Annotated in this window: 8 protein-coding genes; 4 read left to right on the top strand and 4 right to left on the bottom strand. The window is 67.6% G+C overall.

From position 1 onward, the window contains the following. The 4 genes from lpxK to NON22_RS12665 all read left to right on the top strand — a co-directional run. Positions 1 to 666 (top strand): tetraacyldisaccharide 4'-kinase (gene lpxK, locus NON22_RS12680; RefSeq protein WP_257387309.1); only part of this gene is annotated, 666 nt, incomplete at its 5' end. Positions 667 to 748: 82 nt separating this feature from the next. Then, the gene (locus tag NON22_RS12675; protein ID WP_257387308.1) at positions 749 to 2,320 is read left to right on the top strand and encodes a protein adenylyltransferase SelO; all 1,572 of its coding nucleotides are present in this window, start codon (positions 749 to 751) and stop codon (positions 2,318 to 2,320) included. Between the two features lie 218 nt (positions 2,321 to 2,538). Next, entirely contained in the window at positions 2,539 to 3,708 is a 1,170-nt protein-coding gene (locus NON22_RS12670) for an OprO/OprP family phosphate-selective porin (protein ID WP_257387307.1), read from the top strand. Positions 3,709 to 3,850: 142 nt separating this feature from the next. Further along, complete coding sequence (locus NON22_RS12665; protein ID WP_257387306.1) at positions 3,851 to 4,948, top strand: glycosyltransferase; 1,098 nt, start codon at positions 3,851 to 3,853, stop codon at positions 4,946 to 4,948. Between the two features lie 61 nt (positions 4,949 to 5,009). On the opposite strand, the gene NON22_RS12660 is transcribed toward NON22_RS12665, so the two are convergent. The 4 genes from NON22_RS12660 to istB all read right to left on the bottom strand — a co-directional run. Continuing rightward, the gene (locus NON22_RS12660; protein ID WP_257387305.1) at positions 5,010 to 6,830 is read right to left on the bottom strand and encodes an N-acetylmuramoyl-L-alanine amidase; all 1,821 of its coding nucleotides are present in this window, start codon (positions 6,828 to 6,830) and stop codon (positions 5,010 to 5,012) included. Between the two features lie 944 nt (positions 6,831 to 7,774). Further along, the gene (locus NON22_RS24995) at positions 7,775 to 8,431 is read right to left on the bottom strand and encodes a hypothetical protein (RefSeq protein ID WP_425507974.1); all 657 of its coding nucleotides are present in this window, start codon (positions 8,429 to 8,431) and stop codon (positions 7,775 to 7,777) included. 370 nt (positions 8,432 to 8,801) lie between these two features. Next, positions 8,802 to 11,111, bottom strand: a complete 2,310-nt coding sequence (locus tag NON22_RS12650) for a TonB-dependent receptor (RefSeq protein ID WP_257387304.1) — start codon at positions 11,109 to 11,111, stop codon at positions 8,802 to 8,804. Between the two features lie 578 nt (positions 11,112 to 11,689). Next, on the bottom strand, positions 11,690 to 12,421 hold a 732-nt coding region (istB, locus tag NON22_RS12645; RefSeq protein WP_257387303.1), incomplete at its 5' end, for an IS21-like element helper ATPase IstB.

The following is a 12,421-nucleotide window of genomic DNA, read 5'->3' as shown; positions in this document are numbered from 1 at the left end:
TCGCCGCCCGCGGGCGGCGACGAGCCGCTGCTGATCCACCTGCGCAGCGGCGCGCCGGTCGTGATCGGCCGCGACCGCGTCGCCGCGGCCGAGCTGCTGCTGGGCGGCGGCGACGTCGACGTGATCCTCGCCGACGACGGCCTGCAGCATTACCGCCTGCGCCGCGACATCGAGATCTGCGTGATCGACGGCGCGCGCCGCTTCGGCAATCGCCGCCTGCTGCCGGCCGGACCGCTGCGCGAACCGCTGTCGCGGCTGGAACACGTGGACTTCCGCGTCTGCAACGGCGGCCTGGCCCATGCCGACGAGGTGCAGCTGCACCTGCGCGACGACGGCGCGACGGCGCTGCTCGGCGGCGCCCAGGTCGCGCTGGAATCCTTCGCCCACCGCCGCGTGCACGCGGTCGCCGGCATCGGCAATCCGCGCCGCTTCTTCGACAGTCTGCGCGCCTGCCGCATCGAGACTATCGAGCATGCGTTCTCCGACCATCATGCGTTCCAGCCCGGGGACCTGGCCTTCGGCGACGGTCTGCCCGTACTGATGACCGAGAAGGACGCGATCAAATGCCGCGCGTTCGCGCAGGCCCACTGGTGGCAGGTCGCCGTGCAGGCGCAGCTGCCGGAGCGCTTCCTCGACACCTTGGCCAGCCGCATCCGCGCGCTCTGAGCCGCCCGCCGCGAGCCTCGAAAACCGCGCCGCGCGCCCGCATCTGCAGAAGTCGGGGCCAGCACCCGTCAGGAATACCGTCGTGCTCGATTTCCGTTTCGACAACGCATTCGTCCGCGAGCTGCCGGGCGATCCGGAATCCGGCCTGCAATCGCGCCAGGTCCACGGCGCGCTGTATTCGGCCGTGGCGCCGACGCCGGTCGCCGCACCGCGGCTGCTGGCGTACTCGCGCGAGGTCGCGCAGCTGCTCGATCTCGCCGCGGCCGACGTCGAGACGCCGGCGTTTGCCGAGGTCTTCGGCGGCAACCGCCTGCTGCCCGGCATGCAGCCGTATGCGGCGAACTACGGCGGCCACCAGTTCGGCCATTGGGCCGGCCAGCTCGGCGACGGCCGCGCAATTTCGCTCGGCGAAGTGGTCAATCGCGCCGGCCAGCGCTGGGAGCTGCAGCTCAAGGGCGCCGGGCCGACGCCGTATTCGCGCCGCGCCGACGGCCGCGCCGTGCTGCGTTCGTCGATTCGCGAATTCCTCTGCAGCGAGGCCATGCATCACCTCGGCGTGCCGACGACGCGCGCACTGTGCCTGATCGGCACCGGCGAAACCGTCGTTCGCGACATGTTCTACGACGGTCATCCGCGCGACGAGCCCGGCGCGATCGTCTGCCGCGTCGCGCCGTCGTTCCTGCGCTTCGGCAATTTCGAATTGCCGGCTTCGCGCGGCGACACGGCGCTGCTGCGCCGGCTCGTCGATTTCGCGATCGCGCGCGATTTCCCCGAACTCGCCGCGGCGCAGGCGCCGGGCAGCGAGGCGCTCTACGCGGCCTGGTTCGGCGAGATCTGCGCACGCACGGCCGTGCTGATCGCGCACTGGATGCGCGTAGGCTTCGTGCACGGCGTCATGAACACCGACAACCTGTCGATACTCGGCCTGACGATCGACTACGGTCCCTACGGCTGGATCGACGACTTCGATCCCGACTGGACGCCCAACACGACCGATCGCCAGCACCGCCGCTACCGCTTCGGTCAGCAGGCGCAGATCGCCTACTGGAACCTCGGCCGTCTCGCCGGCGCGATCGCGCCGCTGTTCGCCGACCACGACGGGCTCCATGCGGGACTGCAGCGCTACGTCGACGGCTTCGTCGCGGCCGACCGCGCCAACGTCGCGGCCAAGCTCGGCCTGCGCGAGGCCGGCGACGACGAGCTCGCACTGATGCAGGCGCTGCACGCGCTGCTGCGCGAGGCCGAAGTCGACATGACTCTGTTCTTCCGCGGCCTCGCCGAGGTGGATGCCGCCGCCGGCGATGTCGATGCGCTGCGCGCGGCGTTCTACGACGCCGACAAATTTGCCGCGGCACGGCCCGCGTTTGAGGCCTGGCTGCGCAGGTACGCGCAGTGCCTGGCACGCGACGCACTGCCCGACGCGCAGCGCGTCGCGCGCATGCGCGCGGCGAATCCGCGCTACGTGCTGCGCAACTACCTCGCGCAACAGGCCATCGACCGGGCCGAGCAGGGCGATATGGGCGGCGTGCACGAGCTGCTCGACGTGCTGCGCCGGCCCTACGACGACCAGCCCGGCCGCGACGCGTTCGCGCAACGCCGGCCCGACTGGGCGCGCACGCGCGCCGGCTGTTCGATGCTGTCCTGCAGTTCCTGACAGCCCGCGGACATGACGCTGCCGCGGCGCTGTAGCAGCGCGCTGCTAGGGTGGTTCCGCGCCGCAGACCGGACATCCGCCGGCCACAGCCTGACCGCTGCAGATTGCCGACACATGACAATCGGCCGCGGTCACCGTTTCGTACGCATGTCTGCAATATTTCGGTAACGAGCCCGACATACCCTGCGCGCCTTCCCAACGCTCACGGGCTCTTAACCATGAAACTGCGTACCCAGCGTCTTCTCGCTCTCGCCGTCGCCGCGGCGTTCGCCGGAACCGCCCAGGCGGAGATCGCGATCGATGTCATCAACGGCAGCGAAGTCAGTCTCGAAGGCCTGATGCAGGCCGACGGCAACTGGTTCCACAACGATGTCCTCGACCTCAACGCAGCGTCGCCGGCCGGCAACGACGGCAAGGACACCGAGTTCGAGATGCGCCGCGCCGAGGTCATCCTCAAGGGCAAAGGCGGCCGTTTCGACTGGACCGTGGGCTACGACGGCAAGGCGAACAAGTACCTCGACGCGAACATCAAGTGGAAGCTCGGCACCAACTACCTGATGGTCGGCCAGTACAAGCAGCCCAACAGCCTCGAAGAGCTGACGAGCACGCGCCACAACGACTTCATCTCCAAGGCCATGGTGACCAACCTGTTCGGCGTGGCCCGCCGCACCGGCATCGCCTACGGCGACGACACGCCGAACTTCGGCTACCAGATCAGCTATTTCGGCCGCGAGCTCACGCGCAATCTGGCCCAGGGCCAGGGCTTCGGCGGCCGCGTCTACTTCGCGCCGATGGCCGAGACCGGCAACATCCTGCACTTCGGCATTTCGGCGCTGGATTACGACACCGACGCCGACACCGCGCGCCTGCGCGTGCGCCCGGACGCCGACTTCTCGACGGGCCGGCTGATCGACACCGGCAACATCCTCAACGCCGACCGCCAGCGCACCTACGGCGTCGAAGGCCTCTGGGTCGGCGGTCCGATCAAGGTGCAGGGCGAGTACATGCGCTCCACGGTCTCGCGCACCGAGGCGACGAGCGCTCCGGACTGGACCGGCGACAGCTGGTACGTCTACGGCGTCTGGAACCTGACCGGCGAGACCTGGGGCTACAAGGCCGGCCTGCCGACGACGAACCTGCCGGACGATCCGGCCACCGGCATGTGGCAGCTGGGCCTGCGCTACGACTCGACGGAGCTCAACGACAGCCCGGTGCTCGGCGGCAAGGAGCACAACCTCACGCTCGGCGTGAACTGGTACTGGCGTTCCAACTTCAAGTTCATGCTCAACTACGTCAAGGTCGACAGCAGCAAGTACGTCAGCTCGCTGCGCTCCGAGCTCGACGACAACCCGAACATCCTCGAGGCGCGCGCCCAGTTCTACTGGTAAGCCCGCCGCGACCACCGTGTGACGCAGACGACGCCGCGGGGCAGGGATGCCGCCGCGGCGTCATTATTTCCGCGGCGGGAAAACTCGGCGGCGGTCCGGCCGCGCGATTCCGCCGGCCCGCCGGCTCAGGCAGAATCGGCCGATGCGCGTCTGCCTATCCATGATCGTCAAGAACGAATCGGCCGTCATCGAGCGCTGCCTGCGCTCGGTGCTGCCGCACATCGACAGCTGGGCCATCGCCGACACCGGCTCCACCGACGGCACGCAGGACATCGTGCGTCGCGTGCTGGCCGGCAAGCCCGGCGAACTGATCGAGCGGCCCTGGATCGACTTTGCCCACAACCGTAACGAGGCGCTCGATCTCGCGCGCCGCCACGGCGAGATGGCCCTCGTCATCGACGCCGACGAAGTCCTGCAGCTCGCCGACGGCGCCGAACGTCCCGATCCGCGCCTGCCAGGCCAGATGTTCGAATATCTGTTCGGCGTCACGCGCTACTGGCGCGTCTGCCTCGTGCGTCTGGATCTGGACTGGCATTGGGAAGGCGTGCTGCACGAGGTGCTGGTCTCGGCCCACGCCGCGCAGGCCGGCAAGCTGCACGGCTGGCAGATCCGCACGTTCTCCGACGGCGCGCGCAGCCAGGCGCCGGCCCACGTCAAGTACGGCCGCGATGCGGAAATCCTGCGCAAGGCGCTGGAGCGCGATCCGAACCATGCGCGCAACGCGTTCTACTACGCGCAGAGCCTGCGCGACGCCGGACAGAGCGCCGAATCGCTGACGGCCTATCGCCGCCGCGTCGCGCTCGGCGGCTGGGACGAAGAGGTCTATTTCGCGAAGCTGCAGATCGCGCTGCTGCTCGAACGCACCGGCGCCGCGCATGCGGAGATCGTTGCGGCCTATGTCGACGCCTGCGACTTTCGCCCGTCGCGTGCCGAGGCGCCCTGCGATTTCGCGCGCTATCTGCGCCTGCAGCAGCGCTACCGCATGGCCAGCGTGTTCGCGCGCCTGGCGCTGGAACAGCCGCCCAGCGGCGACGTGCTGTTCGTCGACAGCGCCGTGAAGGCCTGGCGCGCGAAGGACGAGCTCGCCGTCGCGAGCTGGTACTGCGGCGACGGCGCGCTCAGTGCGCGGCTCTGCGAGGAACTGCTCAGCGACGGCGAACTGCCCGAAAGCGAGCAGACGCGCGTCGAAACCAACTTGCGCTTCGCCGAGCAGCTGCGCGACGGCAAGCCGCGCAGCTGAGCGGTTCCGGGCGAACGGCGCCGCGGCGCGTCCCTGCGCCGCGGCGTTCCCGCCGACTGCTTCAGTTCGACCGCCACTGCACGTCGTCGACGTACGCATTCACCGTGTACGCGGTGTGCGCGCGTTCGAGCCAGATCGCATCGAGCGTGACCGTGGCCGCGTCGATCGCGCCGTTGCCGCCGACCCAGGCGTCCCACTGTGCGGCGTCGGCCAGATTCCATTCGACATAGGTCCAGGTGTTTGCCGGCACGCTGCGCAGCACCGAGCGTTCCGTCGCCGCGCCGTCGTCGACGCCGACGCCGACGTTGAAGCCGCTGCCGCCGACGTAGATCCAGAAACCGACGCGGCCGTTGCGCGCGACCGCGGTATTGCTGCCGGCCGAGCCGCCGCCGGACAGGAAGCGCACGGCCCAGTCGTTCGTGTTGGCCGCATCATCGATCAAGGTCAGGTGCTCCGAGCAGCTGCCGGCCTTCGCGATGCTGCAGTCGCGCTCGGCCGTCGACGTCGCGGCGATGCCCGTCGTGCTGCCCGAATAGCTCGGCGTCGAGGTGAAATGACCTTCGCTGCTCTCGAACGTGTCGAGCAGCGTGGTCGTGCCGCCCGAGCCCGGATTCAGCAGGCCGTAATAGCGCGGCCAGTCCCAGTTGATGCCCGGATCGACGTGGGTATTGTTCGGGAAATGCTGATGGCCCTTGATGCGGATCGAGCTGGACAGCACGACCACGCCGCTGTGCGCCGGACCGTTGTAGGCGCTCGCGCAGCTGATCGAATAGCGCGAGCAGAAATGCCGCGTCAGCGCCGCCGAGGCGTTGTACATCGCCGTCGTATACCAGCTCGCGTTGTTGACGTAGCCCTCGTGCTCGATGCCGAGGGTATAGCCGTTCTCGCTGCCGATGTGATGCGCGGCCTGCGACTCGCGCACCATCTGCGTTACCTGTCCGTCGGAACTGCGGATCAGGTAGTGCGCGCTGACCGAGTTCGGATTGCTCTGGAACCAGGAGATGCTGCCCGCGTACGAGCCCTGCATGGTGTGGATCGCGACGGCCGAGATCGCGAGGCTGCGCGCGTGGTAGTAGGGCGAGGCGACCCAGAGCGCCGGCGCGTAGTCGGTGCTCTGCAGTTCCGGATCGCCGGCGCCGCGGGTCGCGGTCAGGGCCTCGGTGACCGGGTCGACCCGGTAGCCGTCGATCTCCACCGCGCCGCGCTGCAGGTCCAGGCGCACGAACGGCGCGCGCTGGCGTACGAGTGCGTCCGGTGTGAACTCGCGCTCCCAGGCGATCGGGCGCGCGGCGATGCGGATGCCTTCGTCGTCGACGCCGCGATCCAGGGTCAGCAGCACGTCGTAGGCGAAGGCTTCGCGCGCGAACGCGGCGATCGCCGGATTCTTGTCGTCGGCGAGACCCGCATACGCAGCGAACAGGTCGGCCTGGTTTGCGCTGCGCGCGATCTGCGTGCGCCGTTCGGCCAGCAGCGCCGCGGCGCCGAGCACGTTCCAGTACGCGTCGTTCTCGACGAGCTCGCGCTTGACGCCGAGCAGCGCCGCCGCTTCGCCGACCTGGTCGCGGAAGCCCTGGCCTTTGTACAGACCCATGAGACCGACCGCCGCTGGCGCCTCGGCCAGCGGCTGGGTCGCGCCGTCCAGCATGACCCAGCGACTCTGCACATAGGCGATGGCTTCGAGCGAGCCGGCCGGCAACTGCGGATAGCGCGCATAGGCGGCAGCGAACAGTGCCGGGTAATCGCGCCGCGCGGCGATCAGCTCCGCCGGCGCGGCGACAATCTGCGGATCATCGGTAGCCGGCGCGGCGATGCGCTGCGACCACGCGGGCGCGGCGGCGAGCAGAAGGGAGGAAACCGCCAGGGTCAGGCAAGAACGACGCATGCGAACTTCTCCAATTTGAGACGGCAGGGATCACGGCGCGCCGCGTTTCACGCCTGCGGCGCGTTGCTGTGGTTCGATTCGATCCAGCTCCGACTGCCCCCGCAGCCGGTCATCGCCGCGACTGCCCGGCGAGCCGGACCGCGACGGCCTTGCACGACGATCGCGTGAGCCGCCGCGGGGCGCGGCATTCGCATCGTCCTCGCCGCCGGCATCCCCCGATGCGGCTGCGAGCTTCGATCACCGGCATCGCGCCGTCACGCCGTTGCCGCGGAGAGTCGCCGGAGCGACGCCGCGGCAGGCTTGCGCTGCCTGGCATTCCGGCGTCACGGCCTCCCCGGCCGTGCAATGCCGCGAAGCGAATCCGGCGCAGTCGCGCCGGGCGTCTATCCGCGATCATCGTCGCCGCGTGCCATGCGCGACAGACGCCGATGCCGAGTTTTCTCCGATACCGAACATCCGGAACTGTGCGGCAATCCACAAATGTGTAGCTTGGCCGGAATCTGGCTGCGGCTCCGCCGGACGGAGCGGAGCCGTCGCCTTGTCGAGACAGGCATGCGGTGTCGCATCGCACAGTGTGCGTGGCCGTGCGGGTGTCCGGCATTGGCCGAAAGGGCAGTGCTTGCCGTGGCGGGACTTGCGGACTGGCTGCGTCGACGTCGATCGCGTGGTCCTCGTGCAAGCGAGTGCGGCAATCCGTGCGCGGCGCACTGGCGATGCGTGCGCGGATGGTCCGCCTTACCGTGCGGCGATCGGAGAAGGCGACTGCTGCAGCGCGCATGATCGCGAGCCGTGTCGATCGCGACCCATCCGCGAGCCGCTTTCGCCGATGCAGTCCATTCGACGACGAACGGACTGCGGTGCGGATGGATCGTTCGAGGTGAATTCCGTGCAGCGAGGAACGAACAGGGAAAGTCAACCTGTGCGCAGGCGTACGCGAAATTCTTTCACGACAAAACGGGTTTCGGCGGCGGAATCTCCAAGCGTCGTCGTGTTGTAAGGATTTCGCGCTGCGCATCGGCGCCGCGCCGATCGTGGGCCTGGCCGTCGTCGGCATGCACTACACCGGCATGGCCGCCGCCGTATTCGCCGACGGCGCGTTCTGCTGCGGCGGCAACGAGCTGTCGGCCGCGGCGCTGCCGTGGCCGACCACGATTGCGGCGCTGTTGATCCTCGGCTTCGGCATCGGCATCGACTTCGCCGTCAGCGACGCGCGCGACCTCGCCGCCACGCGCCGCGCACGAAATGGAATCGCGCGTGCTGCAAATGGCCTTCATCGACCGTGAAACCGGACTCGCCAACCGCGCGCGCCTGTCGCAGATCATCGTCGACCGCATCCGCCGTCGCTCCACCGACGGCTTCGCCCTGATCACCTTCCGGCTCGAAGGCCGCGACGGCGCGCCGCCGACCGGCGAAGCCATAACCCTGCTGCCGACCGCCTGCAGGCCACGCTGCCGAACGCGCTCACCCAGCCCGAACACCTCGTCGTGCTGCTCGACGGCCGCTTCGACAGCCTCAGCGTGTGCTGCGCCCCCGCAATCGGAATCTTGCGCAACGACCCGGCGCCGACCTCGCGCCGCCGCCTCATCGTCGGCAGCGCGCATTACTCCGCCGACGGTCAAAACACGCAGTGGCTGCCGCTGCGCTCCGCGCCAAAATCCACGGGCATAGAACTGTTCGGTACGGGGTCTGCTGGAGTGCGCATACGGGCCTGAATCCGGTGCGCTCGTGTGGCTGCCGCGGCGGTCAACGACGAGCCAACTACAGTACTCGCGCGGATCAGGGCCTACGCTGAAACCGTCACCGGCTGATTCGGTCGCGCCGGCATGGCGCGGCCTCAGTTTCGACAAGAAAAAACCGTATCATGCGCGCTGGCGTTTCGGTCCAACGACAGGCGCAACTCGACAAGGTGCAAAGAAATTTTCCGGAGGAACCTCAAGCCGAAACCGCCTCACTCGGGCCCGGGCCGCGTCATCAGTCGTAGTCGTACCGGACTTCCAGCGCATATGTGCGCTGCGGATACGGATGAAAATTCCAGTATTCACGGTTGTTCAGATTGTCGACGCCGATCGACCCGCTCCAGTGCGCGTCGTGCACGTAACGCAAGCGAGCGTCGAGCACCAGGAAATTGCTCACGCCGGTATACGCATCGCCGTTCGGGTCGACGTTGTCGAGCGAGCCGAACTGACGGCCGCTGTAGCGCGCGCCGAGCGTCGCTGTCCACTGGCCGAGGCGATACGTGCCGAGGAGATTGGCGCGCCAGCGCGGCACGCGTGGCTGCCATTTGCCGATGCTGGCGGGGAATTTGTCGTTACGCGTGATCAGGGAGTCGGCGAACGTCACGCTGGCGCTGAGGTCAAGCCCCTGCCATACGACGTCGCTTGCGGAGTAGGCAAACTCGACGCCGCGCGTGCGCACCCGGTCGACATTCTGGATGTTGGTGACGTTCGGCGTCACCGTCACGTTGGTCTGCGAATACAGCGCGTCGGCCGTGCGTTCGAAGAACAGCGTCGCCCGAAGGCTGCCACGTTCCAGCGCACGCTCCGCGGACAGTTCCTGCGTCCAGGACTTTTCCGGCTTCAGATTCGGGTCGTTGTTGACGATCACGTTCGTGGAAATGCTGCCCTGATACAGCTCGCTGACCGTGGGATAGCGCACCGCACGTCCGGTGGACGCCTTGAGCGACCATGCATCGGTCAGGTCGTAGACGATCGCCGCCTTCGGCGAGAGGTTTTCCTCCTTGCGCAGCGGGAAGCGCAGCGTTTGCGTCGCGTCCGACAGCCGTCCGTTCTCGGCGCGCCACGACTCGTGGCGCAGGCCCAGCGTCGTCCGCCAGCGCGGCGCGAAGCGCCAGCTATCCTGCAAGTAGAAACTCGTGAGCTGCGCGTCGCCGGCGAAAGCCGAGAAACGCGCCTCGGGTGCACCGCGGATCCAGTCGCTCGTGGTGAGCACGGCGGTCCGCAGCTGATAGTCGTCTCGCTGCGCCCCGAAATCGACGACGTGGTCGCCATCGCCGTCAGCCGAGCGCCAGGTGCCTGACAGCCACACAGCATTCCAGCCCGTGCCGTGACCGTCGGCGATGCGCCCCGTGCCGCCGTGGTCCGCCGCCGGGCGTGCGACCGACGGCGAGCGCACTTCGTCGCGGTGATAGTCGTAACGGCTCGCGCTCAGCGAATAGTCGAAACTGCCGCCGTGGTTGCTGCGCAGCGTCAGACCGTGCATGCGATGGTCGAGTTCGGCCCGCTGCAGGGAAATGTCCGTCGGCGTCAGCGCATGGCGGCTGCCGCCGATGACCACGTTGCCGCTGTAGACGGGATTGTCGGACGCATCGCTCAGATAGCTCTGCGAGTCGCGGAGTACGTCGTTGCGCCAGAGGCCGAACACGTAGTTCAGACGGACCTCGTCGTCGAGGTCGTAGCTCAGCTTGAGTTTGGCGTGATCCTGTACCGTGTTCGCCTGATTGGTCGCGCCAAGCAGCAGCCACGGCTGTTCGCGCGGGTTCAGTCCTGAAAACGCGCCGTCGACCGCCGTGCCCGAGCCACCCGGCGTGCCCGCACTGCGCAGCCGGTTCGCGAAAACGAGCGGCTGGCTCTCACTGTCGAGCCGATTGAGATTGAACCACCAGCTGAACGCACCATTGCGTGCGCCCATGCTCGCACTCGACTGCCAACTCGAATAGGTGTCATGCGTGCCGTACAGATCGAATTTCTGGCTGTAGTAGCCGGCCTGCGCACGGGCCTCGAAGGCTTTCGGCATACGCGTCACGTAGTCGACGACGGCGCCGACCGAATTGCCGGCATAGGCGGCGGAGAACGGGCCGTAGAGCACGTCCACGCGTTCGATCTCTTCGGGCGCCACCAGTCCCCAGCGCGGCGTGAACGTCGCGCCGTTGCCGAGCAGGTTCGACAGCAGGATGCCGTCGGCGAAGACCATCGAGCGGGCGCTGTTGCTCGTGCCCGACGCACGTGTGGCCAGCACGGCGTGATCGTAGTCGCCGATGTAGCGCTTGCGCACGAGCAGGCTCGGAAAATACTTCAGCGCGTCTTCGCTGTCGGTCGCGTTGATCTTCTCGACGACTTCGGCGCCGGTGATGCCCTCCATGGTCGTGGGAATCTGCGTCGGCAGCGATGTCGGCTGAAGGCCGAGCACCTTCACCTCGCGCAGCTTGATGAGAGGGCGCGTGGTGCCGTCATCCGGTGCGACCGGCGTGAGCGGTGCCGCGAAGGCTTGCGTCGTCGCAAGCACCAGCGGAATCAGCTTCAGGGTGGTCAGGCGACGGCTCACGGCTGCGTCATTCCGGCGGAAAATCGCGAAATCGTAGCAATCGGCGTTGCGGCAGGCCTGCGACCGGCGGTCGCAGGCTGCATGCGCCGCCGGGCAACGCATGGATGTACCGACATGGCCGTCGGGAATCGTCGCCGGCCCAACTCCTGAGATTGGCAGGGGTATGCGCTCAAGGCGCGAGTGCGTTCTCGGTATCGCTTCGGTATCGACATCGACAGGGTTCTCGTCAGATCCATGAGGTAGGCGGTTCGCATCCGCCAGTCGGGGCGTCAGTGCGCCGCAGCACCTCGTCGGGTTGTCCTACGTGCCTGCGACCGATTGACGCACCCCGAAAGGTCGTTCGGTGCCAGCCGGGAAAATCTGAATTCGTATCCGCGGGCGAGGCATCGGTCGTGAATTTGATGAGCCTCGTCGTCTGAAGGACGACGTTCGAGGGTACGGCGTACGTGTGGATATTCCGCCCATGAGAAGCCACCGTTCCGGACGCATGGGAAGCCAGCGTTCCGGCTGATGGGAGGCCACCATTCCGGCGCATGGGAAGCCAGTGGCGGATGTCGGTTGAGCGTGGCGGTTGAAGTTTAGGCGGCGGCTTCGGGTTTGACGCCGTTGGCCGGTTTGCGTTTGCGCATGGACTCGCCGGTCAGTTCGACATTTTCGGCATTGTGGACGAGCCGGTCGAGGATCGCGTCGGCGAGGGTGGGGTCCTGGAACTGCGCATGCCAGAGTTTTAGCGGCAGCTGACTGGTGACGATGACGCTGCCGCGTTGCTGGCGATCTTCGAGCAGTTCAAGCAGCAGCGGCTGGTGGTTTGGGGCGAGCGGCACGAGCCCGAGGTCTTCGAGGATCAGCAGGTCGATGCGTGCGAGGGTTTTGAGCCAATGACTGATGCGACCCTGTGCCTGCAGCAGCGCGAGTTCTTCGCCGAGCCGCGACAGGCGCAGGTAACGCACAGAGCGCTTGTGGTCGATGGCGGCCTTGGCCAGTGCGCAAGCGAGCCAACTCTTGCCGATGCCGGTGGGGCCGATCAGCAGCAGATGCTGGTGCTGCTTGAACCAGTTGAGGCTGGCGAGCTGCTGCCAGCGTGTTTTGCCGAGGCCGCGCGCGGTGCGCAGATCGACGTCGGCGGGATGGGCGTGCGTGCCGAGCTTGGCGAGCTTGAGTCGGCGCGACTGGGCGAGGCTGTCGCGATTGAACCGCCCCGGCTTTTCCGGAGGCTCTTTCCTTTGAGAGGATGGAGCCATGAAGAAGAAGTCAGAGAGACACTCTCCGGAAGTGCGGGAGCGAGCGGTTCGGATGGTGCTGGAGCACCC

This window comes from Tahibacter caeni (assembly GCF_024609805.1).
In the GTDB taxonomy this organism is placed as follows: Bacteria; Pseudomonadota; Gammaproteobacteria; order Xanthomonadales; family Rhodanobacteraceae; genus Tahibacter; species Tahibacter caeni.
This window is presented reverse-complemented; position numbering and strand designations above follow the sequence as displayed.

Bases quoted from the DNA above. Each gene is read 5' to 3' on its own strand.
- NON22_RS12660 (WP_257387305.1), bottom strand. From the start codon at position 6,830: ATGCGTCGTTCTTGCCTGACCCTGGCGGTTTCCTCCCTTCTGCTCGCC.
- NON22_RS24995 (WP_425507974.1), bottom strand. From the start codon at position 8,431: ATGCGCGCTGCCGACGATGAGGCGGCGGCGCGAGGTCGGCGCCGGGTC.
- NON22_RS12665 (WP_257387306.1), top strand. From the start codon at position 3,851: ATGCGCGTCTGCCTATCCATGATCGTCAAGAACGAATCGGCCGTCATC.
- NON22_RS12670 (WP_257387307.1), top strand. From the start codon at position 2,539: ATGAAACTGCGTACCCAGCGTCTTCTCGCTCTCGCCGTCGCCGCGGCG.